Source organism: Mycolicibacterium sp. XJ870, assembly GCF_053483975.1.
In genome coordinates, this window is record NZ_JBEFTI010000007.1 from 1 (window position 1) to 19,206 (window position 19,206).

The 19,206-nt window shown below is 66.4% G+C and carries 17 protein-coding genes and 1 pseudogene; 9 read left to right on the forward strand and 9 right to left on the reverse strand.

Annotated elements, in window-relative coordinates; all coding sequences use genetic code 11:
• Positions 1–55 precede the first annotated feature (55 nt).
• Complete coding sequence (sucD, locus tag ABQF30_RS22220; RefSeq protein WP_448467826.1) at positions 56–955, reverse strand: succinate--CoA ligase subunit alpha; 900 nt, start codon at positions 953–955, stop codon at positions 56–58.
• A gap of 12 nt (positions 956–967) precedes the next feature.
• A pseudogene (sucC, locus tag ABQF30_RS22225) lies at positions 968–2,134 on the reverse strand (ADP-forming succinate--CoA ligase subunit beta); the annotation flags it as partial.
• A gap of 278 nt (positions 2,135–2,412) precedes the next feature.
• Between sucC and ABQF30_RS22230 the strand changes: the two are divergent.
• Both ABQF30_RS22230 and ABQF30_RS22235 read left to right on the forward strand, forming a co-directional pair.
• A complete protein-coding gene (locus ABQF30_RS22230) occupies positions 2,413–3,486 on the forward strand; it encodes a M23 family metallopeptidase (protein WP_448467828.1) in 1,074 nt (357 codons plus the stop codon).
• A gap of 10 nt (positions 3,487–3,496) precedes the next feature.
• The gene (locus ABQF30_RS22235) at positions 3,497–4,204 is read left to right on the forward strand and encodes a hypothetical protein (RefSeq protein WP_448467830.1); all 708 of its coding nucleotides are present in this window, start codon (positions 3,497–3,499) and stop codon (positions 4,202–4,204) included.
• A gap of 10 nt (positions 4,205–4,214) precedes the next feature.
• On the opposite strand, the gene ABQF30_RS22240 is transcribed toward ABQF30_RS22235, so the two are convergent.
• Positions 4,215–4,886 (reverse strand): DNA alkylation repair protein, encoded by a 672-nt coding sequence (locus tag ABQF30_RS22240; RefSeq protein WP_448468335.1) that lies wholly within the window; start codon positions 4,884–4,886, stop codon positions 4,215–4,217.
• An 84-nt stretch (positions 4,887–4,970) separates the two neighbouring features.
• On the opposite strand from ABQF30_RS22240, the gene ABQF30_RS22245 reads away from it, so the two are divergent.
• From ABQF30_RS22245 to ABQF30_RS22265, 5 genes are read left to right on the forward strand one after another with little or no spacing between them, the layout of a single operon-like run.
• Positions 4,971–5,930: an ABC transporter substrate-binding protein gene (locus ABQF30_RS22245; protein ID WP_448467832.1), complete on the forward strand. Its 960-nt coding sequence runs from the start codon at positions 4,971–4,973 to the stop codon at positions 5,928–5,930.
• Positions 5,927–6,793: an ABC transporter permease gene (locus ABQF30_RS22250; RefSeq protein ID WP_448467833.1), complete on the forward strand. Its 867-nt coding sequence runs from the start codon at positions 5,927–5,929 to the stop codon at positions 6,791–6,793. The genes ABQF30_RS22245 and ABQF30_RS22250 overlap by 4 nt, the downstream gene beginning before the upstream one ends.
• Entirely contained in the window at positions 6,790–7,527 is a 738-nt protein-coding gene (locus ABQF30_RS22255; RefSeq protein WP_448467834.1) for an ABC transporter ATP-binding protein, read from the forward strand. Before ABQF30_RS22250 ends, ABQF30_RS22255 begins: the two co-directional genes overlap by 4 nt.
• Positions 7,511–9,088, forward strand: coding sequence for an FAD-binding protein (locus ABQF30_RS22260; RefSeq protein ID WP_448467835.1), 1,578 nt, complete (start codon positions 7,511–7,513; stop codon positions 9,086–9,088). Before ABQF30_RS22255 ends, ABQF30_RS22260 begins: the two co-directional genes overlap by 17 nt.
• Positions 9,085–9,486: a 4Fe-4S binding protein gene (locus ABQF30_RS22265; RefSeq protein WP_448467836.1), complete on the forward strand. Its 402-nt coding sequence runs from the start codon at positions 9,085–9,087 to the stop codon at positions 9,484–9,486. Before ABQF30_RS22260 ends, ABQF30_RS22265 begins: the two co-directional genes overlap by 4 nt.
• 75 nt (positions 9,487–9,561) lie before the next feature.
• Here the strand turns inward: ABQF30_RS22265 and pcrA are convergent, their stop codons facing one another.
• Entirely contained in the window at positions 9,562–11,889 is a 2,328-nt protein-coding gene (pcrA, locus tag ABQF30_RS22270; protein WP_448467837.1) for a DNA helicase PcrA, read from the reverse strand.
• Positions 11,890–12,076: 187 nt separating this feature from the next.
• Between pcrA and ABQF30_RS22275 the strand changes: the two genes are divergently transcribed.
• Positions 12,077–12,388 (forward strand): chorismate mutase, encoded by a 312-nt coding sequence (locus ABQF30_RS22275; RefSeq protein ID WP_448467839.1) that lies wholly within the window; start codon positions 12,077–12,079, stop codon positions 12,386–12,388.
• Here ABQF30_RS22275 and ABQF30_RS22280 read toward each other — a convergent pair.
• Both ABQF30_RS22280 and ABQF30_RS22285 read right to left on the reverse strand, forming a co-directional pair.
• Positions 12,385–14,418, reverse strand: coding sequence for an acyltransferase family protein (locus tag ABQF30_RS22280; protein ID WP_448467841.1), 2,034 nt, complete (start codon positions 14,416–14,418; stop codon positions 12,385–12,387). The genes ABQF30_RS22275 and ABQF30_RS22280 overlap by 4 nt on opposite strands.
• Before the next feature lie 113 nt (positions 14,419–14,531).
• The gene (locus ABQF30_RS22285) at positions 14,532–15,980 is read right to left on the reverse strand and encodes an NAD-dependent succinate-semialdehyde dehydrogenase (RefSeq protein ID WP_448467843.1); all 1,449 of its coding nucleotides are present in this window, start codon (positions 15,978–15,980) and stop codon (positions 14,532–14,534) included.
• 50 nt (positions 15,981–16,030) lie between these two features.
• Between ABQF30_RS22285 and pgi the strand changes: the two genes are divergently transcribed.
• Positions 16,031–17,680, forward strand: a complete 1,650-nt coding sequence (gene pgi / locus ABQF30_RS22290; RefSeq protein ID WP_448467845.1) for a glucose-6-phosphate isomerase — start codon at positions 16,031–16,033, stop codon at positions 17,678–17,680.
• Between the two features lie 19 nt (positions 17,681–17,699).
• On the opposite strand, the gene ABQF30_RS22295 is transcribed toward pgi, so the two are convergent.
• The 3 genes from ABQF30_RS22295 to ABQF30_RS22305 form a co-directional block, all read right to left on the reverse strand.
• Positions 17,700–18,116, reverse strand: a complete 417-nt coding sequence (locus ABQF30_RS22295; RefSeq protein ID WP_448467847.1) for a hypothetical protein — start codon at positions 18,114–18,116, stop codon at positions 17,700–17,702.
• Positions 18,117–18,199: 83 nt separating this feature from the next.
• Positions 18,200–18,754, reverse strand: coding sequence for a hypothetical protein (locus ABQF30_RS22300; RefSeq protein WP_448467849.1), 555 nt, complete (start codon positions 18,752–18,754; stop codon positions 18,200–18,202).
• On the reverse strand, positions 18,729–19,040 hold the full coding sequence (locus ABQF30_RS22305) for a helix-turn-helix transcriptional regulator (RefSeq protein ID WP_448467851.1): 312 nt from the start codon (positions 19,038–19,040) through the stop codon (positions 18,729–18,731). The genes ABQF30_RS22300 and ABQF30_RS22305 overlap by 26 nt, the downstream gene beginning before the upstream one ends.
• Between the last annotated feature and the right edge of the window lie 166 nt (positions 19,041–19,206).

Sequence of the window (19,206 nt, forward strand, 5' to 3'; positions counted from 1 at the left end):
AACCCCCCAAAAACCAGAGTTTTTGGGGGGTTTCGCGTCTGCTCGCGCGGAGAGGTTAGCCCTCCAGGATGGCCCGAGCCAGCTTGGCGGTCTCCGACGGGGTCTTGCCGACCTTGACGCCGGCGGCCTCAAGGGCCTCCTTCTTGGCGGCGGCGGTGCCCGACGAGCCCGACACGATGGCGCCGGCGTGGCCCATGGTCTTGCCCTCCGGTGCGGTGAAGCCCGCGACGTAGCCCACGACCGGCTTGGTGACGTTGGCCTTGATGTAGTCGGCGGCACGCTCCTCGGCGTCGCCGCCGATCTCGCCGATCATCACGATGACCTTGGTCTCCGGGTCCTTCTCGAAGGCCTCGATGGCGTCGATGTGGGTGGTGCCGATGACCGGGTCGCCGCCGATGCCGATGGCGGTGGAGAAGCCGAGATCGCGCAGCTCGTACATCATTTGGTAGGTCAGGGTGCCCGACTTCGACACCAGGCCGATCGGGCCCTTGCCGGTGATGTTGTTCGGCGTGATGCCGACCAGCGACTCACCGGGGGTGATGACGCCCGGGCAGTTCGGCCCGATGATGCGGGTCTTCTCCCCCTTGTCGACGTTATAGGCCCACGCATACGCGGTGTCCTGCACCGGGATTCCCTCGGTGATGACCACCAGCAGCGGGATCTCGGCGTCGATGGCCTCGATGATCGCGTCCTTCGAGAAGGCCGGCGGCACGAAGGCGATCGACACGTCAGCGCCGGTCTCCTTCATGGCCTCGGCCACACTGCCGAACACCGGCAGCTCGACACCTTGACCGTTCTTATCGACGTGGGACACCTTGGTCCCGGCCTTGCGCGCGTTCACGCCGCCCACGATCTGAGTGCCCGCCTTGAGCATCAGGGCGGTGTGCTTGGTGCCCTCGCCGCCGGTGATGCCCTGGACGATGACCTTGGAGTCCTTGTTCAGAAATATCGACACTTCAAGTCTCCCTTACTTGTTCGCCAGCTCGGCGGCCTTGTCGGCGCCGGAGTCCATGGTGTCCGCCTGAATCACCAGCGGATGGTTGGCCTCGGCCAGGATGCGACGGCCCTCCTCGACGTTGTTGCCGTCCAGACGCACGACCAGCGGCTTGTTGGCCTCGTCGCCCAGGATCTGCAGCGCCTGCACGATGCCGTTGGCGACAGCGTCACACGCGGTGATGCCGCCGAACACGTTGACGAACACGCTCTTGACCTGTGAGTCGTTCAGAATGACGTCCAGGCCGGCGGCCATGACCTCGGCAGAGGCGCCGCCGCCGATGTCGAGGAAGTTGGCCGGCTTCACGCCGTCGTGCTTCTCGCCCGCGTAGGCGACCACGTCCAAAGTCGACATGACCAGACCCGCACCGTTGCCGATGATGCCGACCTCGCCGTCGAGCTTGACGTAGTTGAGGTCGTTCTCCTTGGCCTTCAGCTCTAGCGGATCGGTGGCGTCCTTGTCCTCGAACTCAGCGTGCCCGGGCTGACGGAAGTCGGCGTTGGCGTCCAGCGTGACTTTGCCGTCCAGCGCCAGGATCTGATCGTCGGGCGTGCGCACCAGCGGGTTGACCTCCACCAGGGTGGCGTCCTCCTTGACGAACACCTCCCACAGCTTGGCGATGGTCACCGCAGCGGCGTCGAGCACCTCGGCGGGCAGATGACCCTGCTCGGCGATCGAGCGGGCGGTCGCCTCGTCGACACCCTTGACCGCGTCGACCGGCACCTTGGCCAGCCGCTCGGGCTTGGTGGCGGCGACTTCCTCGATCTCCATGCCGCCCTCGACCGAGCACATCGCGAGGTAAGTGCGGTTCGCGCGGTCCAGCAGGAAGGAGATGTAGTACTCCTCGGCGATGTCGCTCGCCTCGGCCACCAGCAACTTTTTGACGACGTGACCCTTGATGTCGAGACCGAGGATGTTTCCGGCGTGCGTGAGCGCGTCGTCGGGGGTGGCTGCGTACTTGACGCCGCCGGCCTTGCCACGGCCGCCGACCTTGACTTGTGCCTTCACCATGACGGGTCGGCCGATTTCCTCGGCGATCGCCTTGGCGTCCTCTGCGGAGTCGGTTACCCGGCCGGGAGTCGTGGGGACGTTGTGCTTGGCGAACAGCTCTTTCGCCTGGTATTCGAAGAGATCCATTTGCTTCCTAGATAGGCGTTGTCTGTCTGCTTGGCCTCGAACGCGCTTCGAAGCTGCCCGGTCCGGTACCTTCGTGACGGGCCCGGAGGAACTTTATCCATCGCCGAGTGAGGCTTAGGCACCGCCTACCGCTCATGTGGCAGATCTCACCGATCGCAAACCGTGATACAGCTCACATTCTGGCGCGGAATAGCCACATAAGTTGCCACCATCATTGGGATTTGGTTAACGTGCCTCTGGTCCAGATAACGGTCAGGTCACGACGAAAAGGATCTTTTAGGTTGCCGCAGCATCGTTCGTCCTTGTCTCCCAAGGGAGCAGCGACGAGCGCACGGGAGCGGAAGGTCCTTTCACCCGACGAGCTCGACGCCACCGAAGTCACGGACATCATTCCGTTCAACGAGTTCGGCAAGCTGGCCGATCTGGAGTTCCACAACTCCGGTGCATTCGACCGGGAAGCCCGCGTCATCCAAGCGCCCGAGCTGGACGACCTGCACGACACCGACGACCTCGTCCCGGTCCGGTTGGTCGTGCCGTCGCGGTTCCGACCCGATGCCGGTGACGAGCGCAGTTCTCGCTACGCATACCGCGACAGCCACACCGACGTCAGCGACGGTGTGGCCGCGACAGACATCATCGACATGGCCGGTCGCCGCGGTGCGCACCGCAAGGAGACCGCCGGGCCCGTCAAGAGCCGCCTGATGATCGCGGCCATGGCCGCGGGCGCCACCGCCGCCGGTGCGTACTCAATGGGCGCAGGCACCGAGGCCCAGGCCGCCGACGACACCGTGCTGGCCTCCGGGTCGACCATGGTGAACGGCGCTGCCGTCACCGGCTCCGTGGATGGCATGCAGATCGTCTCCGTGGCCTCCAACACCAACTCGTCGGTGCACGCCGAGGAGATCACCAAAGCGGCCGCCTTCGCCCAGGAGCGCGCCGAACGCGAGGCCCGGCTGTCCCGTCCGCTGTTCGTGATGCCGACCAAGGGCGTGTGGACATCCGGCTTCGGCTACCGCTGGGGCGTGCTGCACGGCGGCATCGACATCGCCGGCCCCATCGGCACGCCGATCTACGCGGCGTCCGACGGTGTCGTGATCGACGTCGGGCCAACCGCCGGTTACGGCGCCTGGGTGAAGCTGCGCCACTCCGACGGCACCGTGACGCTGTACGGACACATCAACACGTGGCTGGTCAGTGTCGGCGAGCGCGTCATGGCCGGCGATCAGATCGCCACCATGGGCAACCGAGGCAACTCCACCGGGCCCCACCTGCATTTCGAAGTCATGCCCAACGGGTCAAGCCGCATCGATCCGACCGGTTGGCTGGCCAAACGCGGGCTCAGCCCCGGCGGCTAATGTTGGCGCAGTGAGCGACGAGGACGACAACACTCGCATCCTCCGTCGGCAGCCCGAGGCCGCCCAGTCCCGTCCGGTGCCGACTCCGGTGCCCAACACCGACGAACCCAAGACCAGCATCATTCGGCGTCACCCCACCGGTGCCATCCCGACCGTGGGCGACGCGGAGCCCAAGACCAGCCTGATCCCCGGGAGCTCCGGCACCGACGCGCAGACGGGCCTCATCCCGGGCACCGCGGGAACCACGGCCGAGACCGGGCTCATCGGCAGCCCGGCAGACGACACGCGGACGAGTTACATCCCGCAGGCCCGTCCTGTCGCCATTCCCCGCACCGCTGCCAACATCAATCCCCGGTCCGCAGTGGCGACCGCGGTGCTGAGCATTCTCAGCGGCTGGGCGACAGGCGTCATCGCGACCGACCTGATCGCCGGCTGGTGGCGCACCGACCAATTGTTCTGCGTGGCCATCGGATTCTTGGCAGCGATATCGGCCGCAGCAACCATCGGCGGCCTCATCGCATTGTTGCTGCGCCGCCGGATGGGCCGGCTGTTGATCGTCGTCGGATCGACCATCGGGCTGCTGATCTTCGGCAGCCTGTTCATCGCAGGCGCCAAATTCCATCCCGTCGTGTACGCGATGCCGGCGCTACCGGTGGCCAGCATCCTGTTCACGCTTTTGCCCTCCACCGCGCGCTGGAGCGCGGGCGCGCGGAGTTAGTACGTGTGCCCTACTTATCCTGCTGCCGACGCACCATCTCGGTGATCCAGGCGGGCGCGAACGGCGATGTGCAGTTCGGCGGAGTCGGGTAGTCCTTGAGCACCTCCAGACGTTCACCGATGTCGATCGCCCGGGCGCGGTGCTCGGGGTGTTCGATGCCGATCTGGGCCAGACAGTGATTCATTGCCCACTGCAATCGATCCGGGGCGTCTCTCATCTCGGCCTCGATCACGTCGAGCAGTCCGGATAGGTCGAGCCCCTCGGGCTTCTTGGCCACGCGGTCGGTGGTCAGCGCCCAGCCGGCACTCGCCACCACTGGATCGGGATCGGCGAACCAGGCCACGCGCAGCTCTTCGGCGTGCGGATTCTTCTTCACCACATAGTTCACCAGCCAGTCGTGCACCTTCGGCGCGCGCGCCTCGCGCAACATGGTGTCCAGCTCATCGCGCTCGAACGCCTTCGGGCGGCTGATCAGGACCGCCAGGAGCCTGGCCGCGCTGTCGTTGGTCTGCCAGAGTTCGCGCGCGAGGTCCTGCTGCGTTTTCAGCCGCTTCGCGACCGCGCGCAGCTTGCTGAGGTTGACCCCGTGATCGTCACCGTGCTTCTCGTTGACCGCGCGCATCTTCGGGTCCTCGAGCTCAGCCAGCTCGGCCATCACCTCGCCCGCCGTCGTCTCTGCCATCTCAGCCTCCTTCCCCTCAGCATTCTTCCAGTCACCCTGATCCAAACAGTCGCTCTGAACCCCGAACCGACGTCTACTAACCGCATGTTCAGCCGCTTATTGCGCATGGTCTTTGTATGGTCAATCGCCGCAACGGCGGTCGCCTGCTCGAGTAACGACAACAGTTCTGGCGGCTACACGCTGCGTATCGGTGCGACGTCGGTGACGGGGACGCCGGCCGGCTCACTGGGCTGGGGCGACCGCCAGGGCATCCTTGCCGAACAACTCAAGGCGGCCGGTGTGAACAAGATCGAGTACGCGTTCTTCCAGTCGGGCAGCGATGTCGCCTCGGCGCTGTTCGCCGGCGCGATCGACGTCGCGGCAGTCGGCGACAACTCCGGCTTGCGGGCTCGCAGCAAAGATTCGAAAGTGGTTCTGCTGGCGCTTGATTCGGTCAATGGCGATCATCAGCTCATCGGGGCCAAGGGCGGGCCCACCGATATTCGCGGCCTGGTGGGCAAGACCATCACCGCCCCACAGGGCACCATTCGCGACCGCGTCGCGCGCCAACTCATCGACGCCGCAGGCCTCACCGATCAGATCCGGGTTCGCGATGTGCCCACGCCCGAATCCATCGCGGGGCTGAGTTCTGGCCAGATCGACGCGACGATCGTTGGCGGTGCCAGCGCAGTCGAGCTGCAGGAGAAGGGTTTTCCGGTGATCGACAGCCTGTCCCGCCACGGCTTCGGCAGCACCGGAACCAACATCGCTCTGACGTCGTTCACCGGCCAGCACCCCGAGTTCGTCGGCGCCTGGCAGCAGGCGGTCACCGCGGTGAACCGTGACATCAACGCGAACTTCGACGACTATCTGAAATGGGTCGCCGAGACCGACGGCGCGAAACTCGAACACGTCCAAAAGTCGACGCGCGTCGACGAATTCAACACCGAGGCCTTTCCCGCGGTCGGTGTAAACCAACTTGAGGCTGCCTACAACTTCCTCCGCGCTGACGGCTCACTCGAAAACGAGTACTCCGTACGGGAATGGGCCGGGGCCACATCATGACCGTGACCGCGGAAGCTGTCGCCGAGGCCGCCGGACCGGAACTCGTCGAGGTCATCTCACAACGCGGCCGACGCACGAGCCTGTGGTCGCGCATTCCACGCCCACTGCGCCGGTTGATGGGCCCGCTGCTGATCCTGGCGGCGTGGACCATCGGCTCGGCTACCGAGCTGCTCGACCCGGACCTGTTCCCACCGCCCACCCACGTCGCGGCCACTGCCTGGCGGCTCCTCGGCGACGGCCAACTGGCCACCCACGTCGGCGCTTCGGCGACGCGGGTGCTGACCGGTACGGTCCTGGGCATCCTCATCGGCGTGCTGCTGGCGGTCCTCGCGGGGCTCACCCGCACCGGCGAGGACCTGCTCGACTGGACCATGCAGATCCTCAAAGCGGTACCGAATTTCGCGCTCACCCCGCTGCTCATCATCTGGATGGGCATCGGCGAAGGCCCGAAGATCGTGCTCATCACCACCGGCGTCGCGATCGCGATTTACATCAACACCTACTCCGGAATCCGTGGTGTCGACCGCCAACTCGTCGAGATGGCCCAGACCTTAGAGGCCCGGCGGGGCCAGCTCATCACCCAGGTGATCCTGCCGGGGGCGATGCCGAACTTCCTTGTGGGCCTGCGGCTTGGACTGTCCAGCGCATGGCTGAGCCTGATCTTCGCGGAGATGATCAACACCACCGAGGGCATCGGGTTCCTGATGTCCCGCGCGCAGACGAATCTGCAGTTCGACGTCTCGCTGCTGGTGATCGTCATCTACGCCGTGGCAGGCCTGCTGTCCTACACATTGGTGCGGGTGCTCGAGCGGGTGCTGCTGTCCTGGCGCAATGGTTTCGACGGCTTCGAGGGCCCGGCATGAGTTCCGCCGTGGTCACGGTCCGCGGGCTGCGGCGCGCATTCGGGGCGCAGCAGGTTCTCGACGATCTCGAATTGCGCATCGACGACGGCGAATTCGTGGCCATGCTGGGCCGCTCCGGATCAGGCAAGAGCACCCTGTTGCGGATCCTGGCCGGCCTTGACGATCAGGTCACCGGGTCGGTGGTGGTTCCCCGGTCCCGGGCCGTGGTGTTCCAGAACCCGCGGCTGCTGCCGTGGCGACGGGCCCTGGCCAACGTCACCTTCGCGTTGCGCGACGCCGGGCCCGATACACCCAGTCGCACCGCCCGTGCGCAGGCCGCCCTGGCCGAGGTCGGTCTGACCGACAAGGCTCGCTCCTGGCCGCTGTCCTTGTCCGGCGGTGAAGCACAACGAGTTTCACTGGCGCGAGCGCTGGTACGCGAACCGGACCTGCTACTGCTCGACGAACCGTTCGGCGCACTCGACGCCCTCACCCGACTCAAGATGTACCGACTGCTGCACGAGCTGTGGGCGCGCAGGCACATGGCGGTGCTGCACGTCACCCACGACGTCGACGAGGCGATTCTGCTCGCCGACCGGGTGGTGGTGCTTTCGGGCGGCAGGGTGTCGCTGGATCTCCGCGTCGAACTGCCGTTTCCGCGCAGCCGCGGTGATGACGGTTTCGACGAGCTGCGCCGCATTCTGCTGTCGGAGCTCGGGGTCATCGAGGAGGTGGGCCATGACCGAACCAGATGACGACACCGATGTGCTGGTGATCGGCGGCGGCCCGGCCGCCACCTGGGCGGCGATCTCCGCGGCCGAGAGTGGTAGCCGAGTCACTCTGGTGGACAAGGGATATTGCGGTACCAGCGGCGCCACCGCAGCCGGCGGCAACAATCTGTGGCTCATCCCACCCGGGCCTCGCCGTGAGGAGTCGATCCGCGAACGCGAACTGGCCGCGGGCCGGATCACCGACTCCGACTGGATGTTCCGGGTACTTGCCACCTCGTGGAGCCGCGTCGAACAGTTGGCCCAGTGGGGCTATCCGTTTCCGGTGGGCGCTGACGGCAAGCCGATGCGCAGCAGCCTGCAGGGGCCGGAGTACATGCGGCGCATGCGCCGCAAGGCCCACCGCAGCGGGGTCCGCATCCTCGATCACCATCCGGCCCTCGAGCTGACCGTCGACGACGACGGTGTCGTCAACGGCGCCAACGGCATTGCCCGGCAGGACGGTGGTCGCCCGTGGCGGATCGGCGCCGGCGCGGTCGTCGTCGCCACCGGCGGCACCGCGTTCCTGTCCGGAACCTTCGGCACCAACGTCAACACCGGCGACGGGCTGCTGATGGCCGCCGAACACGGCGCCGAGCTGTCCGGCATGGAGTTCTGCACCGCGTACGCGCTCGCACCCGAGTGGGGTACCCACACCAAGGGCCGGATGCTGCAGTGGGGCAGCTTCTACGACGAGCACGGCCGGCCGTTCCCCAGCCAACTCGGGCTGGGCGGGCGCCAGGATGCGCAGCTCGCGCTGGCCCAGGGCAGGCGCGTGTTCGCCCGGTTGGATCGCGCACCCGAACACATCCGGCAGACAATGCGCGACGCCCAACCGAACTACTTCCTGCCACTCGACAAAGCCGGCATCGACCCGTTCACCACCGCATACCCGATCAGGATGGTCTACGAGGGATCCGTCCGCGGCACCGGCGGGCTGCGCCTCACCGGGCCAGATTGTGCGACAACAGTTCCCGGACTCTATGCGGCCGGCGACGCGGCGACCCGCGAGCTCATCACGGGATCACTGTCCGGCGGCGGCAGCCGCAACGGTTCATGGGCGATCGCGTCGGGCACGTTCGCCGGGCGCGGGGCCGCGGAGTTCAGCCGGTGCCGCCCAGTCGGGGCGACCGTCTCCATCCCGTCGCGGCCGGCACGTCGCGGCGGGGCAACGGTCGAGGACGTGGTGCGAGCAGTTCAGTCGCACATCCTGCCGCCGCAGCGCAGCTATCTGAAGTCTTCCGATCGCCTCCGGGAATCCGCCGCCGCGCTGGAAACGGTGTGGCGGGATATCGCCGACGGGTTCGCACCGGTGGCGCCGCGAGATTCGTACAAACCGCGCCAGGCCGTCGCGATGGCGGCGGCCGCACGGTGGATCACCGCGGCATCGATGGCCCGAGCGGAGAGTCGCGGTCTGCACCGGCGTGAGGACCTCCCCGGCAGTGACCAGCGGTTCGATCACCGGATCCTCGTCGGGGGTTTGGACGCCGTCTGGACCGCACCCGACCCTGTTGCACCACAGCTCATCTCATCGGAGGCAGTAGCGTGATCGAGGTCGTCAGTGCATCGGCGTGCGTCGCATGCGACGTCTGCGTGAAGGTCTGCCCCACCGATGTGTTCGATCGCGGCGCCGACGGTATTCCGGTCATCGCCCGGCAGTCGGATTGCCAGACCTGCTTCATGTGCGAGGCGTACTGCCCCGTCGACGCGCTGTACGTCTCACCGGTTTCGGCACCCGTGGCGGCGGGCAGCCCGCACGCCTCCGAAGACGCGGTCAGGCGGGCCGGACTGTTCGGCGGCTACCGCGCAGTGATCGGCTGGGGCTCCGGACGCACGGCGGGCTCCCGTCGCGATCAGAATCCGATACTGAAGTCAGTTCCGCCGCTGCCGGAATCACAACTGCCGGTGCCCGCGGTGGTGATCGACCAGCCGTGGAACCACGGCTGAGGACGGCCGTCCAGTTCACTCTGCGTGCGGGGTGCGAAAGTGCGAGAAACCCACGCCCTCACCGCAGGATCAACGTTAAATCTTCTGGATCGGCGCGTGGTTGTGCATCAGCTTGACGCGCCCCGCGCTGCCGAAGTCGATCAGCGACATCGCCGTCTCGCCGATGCCGGACACTTCCTCGACGCGCCCGAGCCCGTACTTGTCGTGGGTCACCCGGTCGCCGGGTTCCAGCGTGATCGTCGCCCGGTTGCGCGCTGCAGCGGGGCGCGACGGTGACGGCCGGGGTGTGCCGTAGCGCCCGGCGTTGCCGACCGGCCCGCTCCTCAGCGAGGGGGCCTCCTCGACGCGCCGCCAATCGATAAGCTCCTGCGGAATCTCCCGCAGGAAACGCGATTCCGGGTTGAGCATGGGCTGCCCCCACGACGAGCGCACCTTGGCCCGGCTGAGGTAGAGCCGCTGACGGGCCCGGGTGATGCCGACGTAGGCCAGCCGCCGTTCCTCGGACAGTTCGGTCGGATCCCCCAGTGCCCGCATGTGCGGGAACATGCCGTCCTCCCAGCCGGTGACGAACACCGCGGGGAACTCCAGCCCCTTGGCGGTGTGCAGCGTCATCAACGTCACGACCCCGGCGCCCTCCTCGGGGATCTCATCGGCGTCGGCGACCAGCGACACCCGCTCCAGGAATTGCGCCAGCACACCGGTGTCGGGGATGTCCTCGTCGACGGGCTCCCCTTCGCCCTCTTCGGCAAGCGCTTTCGCGTTGGCCAGGTCGATGCTGAATTCGTGTGCGACGCTGACCAATTCGTTGAGGTTGTCGAGCCGGGCAAGATCCTGCGGATCGCTAGAGGCCTCCAGCTCGCGCCTATAGCCGGTGCGTTCGAGAACTGCCTCGACCAGATCGCCGAGCTCGTCGTCAAGCTTTGCCCGTAACCCGTCGAGCATCTGCACAAACGATGCGATCGCCTTCTCAGAGCGGGTGTTGAGCATCGGCACCCGACCCTCGGCCGCAGCCTGCAGCGCGTCGTTGAAGCTCGCGCCGGTGTTCTCGGCATAGACCGCCACACACGCCTCGGCCCGGTCCCCGATGCCGCGCCGCGGGGTGTTCAGGATGCGACGCATGCTCACCGAGTCACCGGGATTGTCCAGCACCCGCAGGTAGGCGACGATGTCCCGGATCTCCCGGCGCTCGTAAAACCGCACGCCGCCAACGACTTTGTACGGAATGCCGGCGCGGATGAACACCTCTTCCAGCGCACGCGACGAGTTGTTGGTGCGGTAGAACACCGCGACGTCGTTATAGCTGTACCCGTGCCGGTCGGTCAGGGAGTCGATCTCCTGGGCGACGAACCGGGCCTCGTCGTGCTCGTTGTCGGCGACGTAACCGACGATCAGCTCACCCTCGCCTTCGTCGGTCCACAACCGCTTCTCGCGACGGCCGGCGTTGCGGGCGATGACCGAGTTGGCCGCGTTGAGGATGGTCTGGGTGGAGCGGTAATTCTGTTCCAGCAGAATGGTTGTCGCGTCGGGATAGTCGCGCTCGAAGTCCTCGATGTTGCGGATCGTCGCACCGCGGAACGCGTAGATGGACTGGTCGGCGTCACCCACCACGCACAGTTCGGCAGGCGGCACCCCGTCGTTCTCGTCGAGGTGGTGCCCGACCAGTTCACGCACCAGCACGTACTGCGCATGGTTGGTGTCCTGATACTCGTCGACCAGGATGTGCCGGAACCGCCGGCGGTAGTACTGGGCGATCTGCGGGAAGGCCTGCAGCACCGCGACCGTTTCGCCGATCAGGTCGTCGAAGTCCAGTGCGTTGGCCGCGCGCAGCCGCCGCTGGTACTCGGCGTAGACCTGGGCGACGATGCTCGCCATCTCCTCGGCGGCCTCCGACGCCTCGGCGGCGGCCTGGGCCGGGCCGATCAGCTCGTTCTTCAGGTTGGAGATGCCGTTGGCCAGCAGCCGCGGCGAGTACCGCTTGGTGTCCAGCCCCATGTCCTTGCCGATCATCATCAGCAGGCGCCGCGAATCGTCGGAGTCATAGATCGAGAAGTTCGAATTCAGCCCGGGCAGCAGCGAGGCCTGGTTGCGCAGGATCCGCACACACGTGGAGTGGAACGTCGACACCCACATCGCGCGGGCCCGCGGGCCCACCAACTGCACCACCCGCTCGCGCATCTCGGCGGCGGCCTTGTTGGTGAAGGTGATGGCCAGCACCTGACCGACGCCGACGTCGCGCGCCGCCAGCAGGTAGGCGATCCGGCGAGTCAGCACCGCAGTCTTGCCCGAACCGGCGCCTGCGACGATCAGCAGCGGCGAACCCTCATGCAGCACAGCGAGGCGCTGTTGCGGGTTGAGGCCGTCAAGGAGCTGGTCCGTTTCGGTGGCCGTAGAAAGGGAGGTCATATTGCCCTCAAACTTACCGCTGGGCAGGGACAACCTTTGCGTCGACGCGAGGCTTGGTGGCAGACTCGAACGCGTGCTCAACGAGCAGCAGCGATTTTTCTACGGGTACCGGCCAGCGGTGCCCGTGGTTTAGCTGCATCCCTTCCAGCCCCGCGGTCCGCATCCGGATCCGGGGCTTGTTTCTTGTGTGAGGCCCGAATCCGGTTTGCGACCCCCACACAACGAGGAGTCCACCATGACTGAGACCATCGACACCGTGCCTGAGATCGATGACCTGCGTCGCGAGATCGATGAACTCGACGCCACCATCCTGGCCGCCATCCAGCGGCGTACCGAGGTTTCCAAGGAGATCGGTAAAGCCCGTATGGCCTCCGGCGGCACCCGACTGGTGCACAGCCGGGAGATGAAGGTCATCGAGCGCTACAGCGTGCTGGGCCCCGAGGGCAAAGACCTGGCCATGCTGCTGCTGCGGATGGGCCGCGGGCGCCTCGGCCACTAAGGCTTATTCAGCGAATCCACCAACCACGGCGTCAACCACTTGACCGCCTCGGCCGTGGGGTGCACGCCGTCGCTGCGCATCCTGATCCCGTCGACCCGCGAGGTGTACTCGCCGTCCGGGTTGAGCTTGGCGTTGAAGTCCAGGACCGAGACGTTCGGCCGCTTGCCGACGACCTCGCGCAGCAGCTTGTTCCACGCCTCGACGCGCGCCGGCCGATCCTCCGGGTACAGGCTCCCGTCGGCCCGCTCGCCGCGCCGGTTGTACGGCGCCGTCGTCACCACCACGCGTGACCCGGTCGAGCTGAGAATGTCGAGCGCCCGTTGGAGCTCGCTACGCAGGTATTTGTCGAACGCCGAATCCCCGATGTGCGTCCACTCGCCGCCCCGCATCCGGTCGACGATCTCCCAGCGGCCGATCATCAGCAGCACCGTGTCGGGGCGGTCGTGGTGAATCCGCAGGTTCCAGCGTTCGGGCCAGGTGTCGCATTCGGGTTTCTGGTTGAGGGTCTCCCCTGACGACCGGTAGGGCCCGCCGCGCGCGATCCCGCAGCCGATCGTCGTGTAGTCACTGAAACTCAAGCCCGGGGTCTTCGGCAGGTACCGCATCAACGTCCACGCGACCGAGTCACCGAACACCGCGACCGCCTGGGTGCCGGGCGCCCGGCGCTGCGGGGACGATCCGACCGCAACCGGCACTTCGGCCCCCACGTCGGGCCCGATCAGACCCGCCGACATGATGTCGGGTCCCGTGGGTTCGGCGGGCTTGGTGGTGACGGGTAGGACGGTCATGGTGACGACGGCCGCGGTGGCCACCGTGGCGGCGGCCAGGGGCAGCATCGGCACATGCTGTGGACGCCAGCGTCGCACGGGCTGCTCGATCAGCCACCACGACAGCCACGACACCGCGATCGTCACCGCACACCGCAGTGCCAGCAGCGACCAACCGGACCAGCCGGTGCGTTCGCCGTTGAGGATCAGGAAGATCGGCCAGTGCCACAGATAGACGCCGTAGGAGATGGCGCCGAGCGCGACCAGCGGCCGCCATGCCAGCGCCCGGGCCACATATCCGTCCTGGTCGAGCGCGACGGGCGCGACGACCAGGACCGCACCTACCGCAACCACGATCAGCAGGCCGTGCCGGAAGTCGTCGGCACTGCCCGTCGCCAGATGCGCGGCCACCGCCAACACCCCGAGCCCGAGCACCGGCAACAGCCAGGCGATCCAGCGCCGCCAGCGGGTGCGAAGCAGCGTGCCTGACGCCTTGAGCGCCGACCAGTCCCGTACCAGCAGCGCCGACGCCGCGGCCCCGATCAGCAGCGCCTGCACGCGGGTGTCGGTGCCGAAGTACACCCGGTTGAGGGAGTCCTCGTTGACCAGCAGGATGGCCGCGGCGGCCGAGGCAGCCGCGCCCGTCGCGGCGAGTGTGAAGACCGTGAGCCGCACAGTGCGCATCGACCGACGACGCACCACCAGCGCCGCGGCCAGCACCAGCACCGGCCACAGGAAGTAGAACTGCTCTTCGACCGCGAGCGACCAGGTGTGCTGCAACGGCGACGGAGTGGCGCCCTGTGAGAAGTAGTCGGCTTGCTGAACGACGAAGATCCAGTTGGCAATCCAGAAGAACGCAGCGACCGCGTCGTCGCGCAGCGATGCCACCGCCTCAAGCGGGAACAGATCACGCACCGCGACCACCGCGAGCGTCATCACCACCATCGCGGGCAGCAGCCTGCGGGCCCGACGGACCCAGAACCCTTTGAGGTCGATGCGCTCATTGCGGGCGAACTCGTCGAGCAGCAGCGAGGTGATCAGGAAACCGCTGAGCACGAAGAAGACGTCGACGCCGATAAAGCCCCCGGCCACTCCCGGGACACCCCCGTGGCCGGCCAGCACAAGCAGTACGGCGATGGCTCGGATGCCGTCGAGTGCGGGGATTGCGGCGCGCGCGGGCGCGCGAAAACCGCTGGAGCGCGGGGGGACGGTTCGGCTTCGGCGAGCGGCAAGACCGGCAGCACGGACTGGCGGCGCAGTCACGTCATGCCCTCCCGTCTGGCGTCGAAGCACAAGACTATCCCTGGCGAGCAGACACAAAAGTCCCCCGACACCGGCGTGTCGGGGGGACTTTTCTGACTGCTCTCGAAGAGTGGTTACTTTGTCAGCGCAATGTATTTCGTGTCGAGGTACTCCTCGATGCCCTCGGTGCCGCCCTCACGGCCGAACCCGGATTGCTTGACGCCGCCGAACGGTGCCGCCGGATCCGAGATCACTCCGCGGTTGATGCCGACCATGCCCGACTCGATGCCCTCGGCCACCCGCAGCGCGCGGTCCAGCGATTGCGTGTAAACGTAGGCAGCCAGGCCGTAATCGGTATTGTTGGCTGCCGCGACACCTTCGTCCTCAGTGTCGAATCCGATGATCGGCGCGACGGGCCCGAACACCTCCTCCTTGAGGATGCGGGCGTCATCGGGCACGTCGGCAAGCACGGTGGCCGGGTAGAAGTTGCCCGGTCCGCTGGGGGCGACGCCGCCGACCGCGACGGTCGCGCCTTTGGACACCGCGTCGGAGACGAGCTCGGTGACCGTGGCGACCTGCTTGGAATTGATCAGCGGGCCCAACGTCGATGACGGGTCGAGACCCTTGCCGAGGGTGTATTCGCTCATCCGCTTGACCAGCTTCTCGGTGAACTCCTCGCGGACCGAGTTGGCGACATGGAAGCGGTTGGCCGCGGTGCACGCCTCACCGCCGTTGCGCATCTTGGCCAGCAGCGCCCCTTCCACCGCGGCGTCGACGTCGGCATCGTCGAACACGATGAACGGCGCATTGCCGCCCAGCTCCATCGACGTCCGCAACAGCTTGTCCGCCGACTGCTTGACCAGGGCCTTACCCACGCCCGTCGAGCCGGTGAACGTCAGCTTGCGCAGCCGGCCGTCGTCGACGAGCGCGGTGGTGACCGTGCCCGGGTCGCTGGTGGGCAGGACAGACAGCACACCCTTGGGCAGGCCGGCCTCGTCCATGAGCTTGGCCAGCAGCAGCATGGTCAACGGGGTTTCCTGCGCGGGTTTGACGATCATGGTGCAGCCCGCGGCAAAGGCCGGGCCCATCTTGCGGGTGCCCATCGCCAGCGGGAAGTTCCACGGCGTGATGGCGTAACAGGGGCCGACGGCCTGTTTGGTGACGATGATCCGGCCAGTGCCCGCCGGAGACGAGGTGTAGCGGCCGTCGATACGTACGGCCTCCTCGGCGAACCAGCGGAAGAACTCGCCGCCGTACTTCACCTCACCCTTGCTCTCGGCGAGCACCTTGCCCATTTCGAGCGTCATGAGCGCGGCGATGTCGTCGGCGCGTTCGTTGATCTTCTCGAACACCGAGCGCAGGATCTCGCCCCGCTCTCTGGGCGCGGTCGCGGCCCACTCCCCCTGCACGGCGCAGGCGGCGTCGAGTGCGGCGATCGCGTCTTCGGCGGTGGCATCGGCCACGGAGGTGATCACCTGGTCGTCACTTGGATCGAGCACGTTGAACGTCGACGACGCCTTCCGTTCCTCGCCGCCGATCCACAGTCCGGTTGGTACGGATGCAATCAGGTCTTCAGTGCGCATACATCCATCATGTACACCTTCAAACCGAGCGCCGCATTAAGGTCGACACAATGAGTGCCGACATCACGTCAACCCCCAGCTGGCAGGCATTGGCGAGCCACTTCGACGACATCCGCGACAAGCATCTGACGGAGTTGTTCGCCGAGGATCCCTCGCGCGGATCTGACCTGGTACTGACCGTCGGCGACCTCTACATCGACTACAGCAAGCACCGCATCACCCGCCGAACCGTGGAGTTGTTGGTCGACCTGGCCCGCACCGCCGAGCTGGAAGCGCGCCGCGACGCGATGTTCGCCGGCGAACACATCAACACCTCGGAGGACCGCGCGGTGCTGCACACCGCGCTTCGACTGCCTGTTGACGCTTCGTTGACGGTTGACGGGCAGGACGTGGTCGCCGACGTACACGCTGTGCTGGATCGCATGGGCGCGTTCACCGACCGGTTGCGCAGCGGCGAGTGGACCGGCGCGACGGGCGAGCGCATCAAGACCGTCGTCAACATCGGCATCGGCGGTTCGGATCTGGGCCCGGTGATGGTGTACGACGCGCTGCGCCACTACGCCGACGCCGGGATCTCGGCGCGTTTCGTCTCGAACGTCGACCCGGCCGATCTGGTGGCAACCCTTGCCGACTTGGATCCGGCCACAACGCTTTTCATCGTTGCTTCGAAGACATTCTCGACGCTGGAGACGCTGACCAACGCCACCGCCGCGCGCCGCTGGCTGGTCGACGCACTCGGCGATGAGGCGGTGTCGCGGCATTTCGTGGCGGTGTCGACGAATGAGAAGTTGGTCGACGAGTTCGGTATCGACACCGAGAACATGTTCGGCTTCTGGGACTGGGTCGGCGGGCGGTACTCGGTGGATTCGGCGATCGGCCTGTCGGTGATGGCTGTGATCGGACGCGAGCGATTCGACGAGTTCCTGGCCGGATTCCACCTCGTCGACGAACATTTTCGCACCGCGCCGCTGGCGTCCAACGCGCCGGCACTGCTCGGATTGATCGGGCTGTGGTACTCGAATTTCTTTGGCGCCCAATCCCGTGCGGTGCTGCCCTACTCCAACGACCTGTCGCGGTTCGCGGCGTATCTGCAGCAGCTGACCATGGAATCCAACGGCAAGTCGGTACGCGCCGATGGCACACCCGTGACGACCGACACCGGTGAAATCTATTGGGGCGAACCGGGAACCAACGGCCAGCATGCCTTCTACCAGTTGCTGCACCAGGGCACGCGGCTGGTTCCGGCGGACTTCATCGGGTTCTCCCAGCCCACTGACGACCTACCCACCGCTGATGGCACCGGCAGTATGCATGACCTTCTGATGAGCAATTTCTTCGCCCAGACCCAGGTGCTGGCGTTCGGCAAATCCGCCGAAGCGATTGCCGCAGAGGGAACTCCGGCCGAGGTCGTGCCACACAAGGTGATGCCGGGCAACCGACCGACGACGTCAATCCTGGCTACCAGGTTGACGCCGTCTGTCGTCGGCCAGCTGATCGCGCTCTACGAGCATCAGGTGTTCACCGAAGGTGTGATCTGGGGTATCGACTCGTTCGATCAGTGGGGCGTTGAACTCGGCAAGACCCAGGCAAAGGCACTGCTGCCGGTGATCACCGCGGAGGCGTCACCGGCCGAGCAGTCCGATGGCTCCACCGATGCCCTGGTGCGCCGTTATCGGGTTGAGCGCGGGCGTTCGGTCTAGCCGAACATCACCTAGGGGCTTACGGGGCCGGAATGGTCGCGCAGCCCACGTTCGGGATGCAGCCCGTGGCGCCCTCAGGTCCGGCTGTGCCGCCGGGGCCACCCGGGATCGAGCCGGTTGCGCCACCCGGGCCGGCTGTACCGCCCGGGCCGCCCGGAATCACGCCGGTAGCGCCCTCAGGCCCTGCCGCACCGCCGGGACCACCGGGAATGGCACCACTGGCGCCACCCGGGCCGGCTGTGCCGCCGGGACCCCCGGGGATTTGGCCGGTGGCTCCGCCGGGACCGGCAGTCCCGAGGTCCGCGCACGGCGTGCCGTCGGCGTTGACGCACGGCGGCGGTGGCGGAGGCGGCTCAGCCATCGAAACCGGGGCGAGTGCAATCGAGGTCGCCGCGGCGCCTGCAAAGAACATTGGGGTAAACAGTTTTGCCATCATGCAGTTCGTCTACCCACGCTCGGCGGGTGTCAAAACAACCTATCGAACCTGTTCGTTGCGACACACGCCACATGAATCCACGTTTACGCGGTTTCGACGTCCGGGTCGGTGCGGGTCCAGCCCAGAATCATCGCGGGTGTGCAACCACCGATGAGCAACACGGTCAGCGCCATGAGGCCACCGGCGTAGGCCATGTCCTGGTCAGTCCCGCCGGTGAGCACCGCACCGAAGATCAGATAGAAGATCGGAACCATCATCAGGTTCTGCGTCACGGTCAGCCCGATCGAGCGGGCGCTGTTCCGCTGCGCGATCTCGTATTCGTCCAGTGCCGCCTGCGGCGCGTCGCCACGGCGTCCGGACACGATCTGCAGTGCGATCCACGTCGGGAAGAATGCCACGCACGCCGGGAGCCACAGCAGCGGAGCCCATTTCACGCCGAACGCGCACAGCACAGCCACCGCGAACATGAACGTGAACGTCGCAGCCAGCCAAGCCACAAGGATTCGGCGCCGACGCTGATTTCTCCAGCTCGGCAACGAATTCGCATATGTGCTTTCGCGTTTGAGGAACCGCCGGGTGCGGTAGTCCTGATATCGATCGAGCAGGGTCGGTTCAACCTGCATCTTGGGTCGAGACATCTCCATCATTTCCTTCCGCTCGTGCCCTTTGTCCGTAGACCTCGGCGGACAGTGGGGTGAATGGTTCACGCGAGAAGACGGCTTCGACGGGGAGGCCGAAGACATCGCAGATCCGGAACGCCAGATCGAGGCTGGGGCAATGGTCGCCCCGTTCCAAGGCGCCCACGGTCTGCGGGTTCACGTTGATCAGCGTCGCAAGCTCGGCCCGCGTCATCCTCCGCTCGGCGCGCAGCACGCCGATGCGGTTGTGAATCGGGAGGTTGTCCCCACGTCTCACCGGACTCATACAACTTATTGTTGGGAAAACCTAACAATAAATCAAGGTGGCAGTCCGGGCCACGCATATTGCAGAAGCGACCGCACATCTTCCGGGAGCGACCGAACATGCCGTTCCGCCCGCCTGTTAGCGACAAAGTCGCGGAAAACGCCTCACTAGCCCCACTGGAACCCTC

Bases quoted from the DNA above. Each gene is read 5' to 3' on its own strand.
- ABQF30_RS22285 (WP_448467843.1), bottom strand. From the start codon at position 15,980: ATGCGCACTGAAGACCTGATTGCATCCGTACCAACCGGACTGTGGATC.
- pgi (WP_448467845.1), top strand. From the start codon at position 16,031: ATGAGTGCCGACATCACGTCAACCCCCAGCTGGCAGGCATTGGCGAGC.
- ABQF30_RS22255 (WP_448467834.1), top strand. From the start codon at position 6,790: ATGAGTTCCGCCGTGGTCACGGTCCGCGGGCTGCGGCGCGCATTCGGG.
- ABQF30_RS22245 (WP_448467832.1), top strand. From the start codon at position 4,971: ATGTTCAGCCGCTTATTGCGCATGGTCTTTGTATGGTCAATCGCCGCA.
- pcrA (WP_448467837.1), bottom strand. From the start codon at position 11,889: ATGACCTCCCTTTCTACGGCCACCGAAACGGACCAGCTCCTTGACGGC.
- ABQF30_RS22295 (WP_448467847.1), bottom strand. From the start codon at position 18,116: ATGATGGCAAAACTGTTTACCCCAATGTTCTTTGCAGGCGCCGCGGCG.
- ABQF30_RS22250 (WP_448467833.1), top strand. From the start codon at position 5,927: ATGACCGTGACCGCGGAAGCTGTCGCCGAGGCCGCCGGACCGGAACTC.
- ABQF30_RS22240 (WP_448468335.1), bottom strand. From the start codon at position 4,886: ATGGCAGAGACGACGGCGGGCGAGGTGATGGCCGAGCTGGCTGAGCTC.
- ABQF30_RS22300 (WP_448467849.1), bottom strand. From the start codon at position 18,754: ATGTCTCGACCCAAGATGCAGGTTGAACCGACCCTGCTCGATCGATAT.
- ABQF30_RS22305 (WP_448467851.1), bottom strand. From the start codon at position 19,040: ATGAGTCCGGTGAGACGTGGGGACAACCTCCCGATTCACAACCGCATC.
- ABQF30_RS22260 (WP_448467835.1), top strand. From the start codon at position 7,511: ATGACCGAACCAGATGACGACACCGATGTGCTGGTGATCGGCGGCGGC.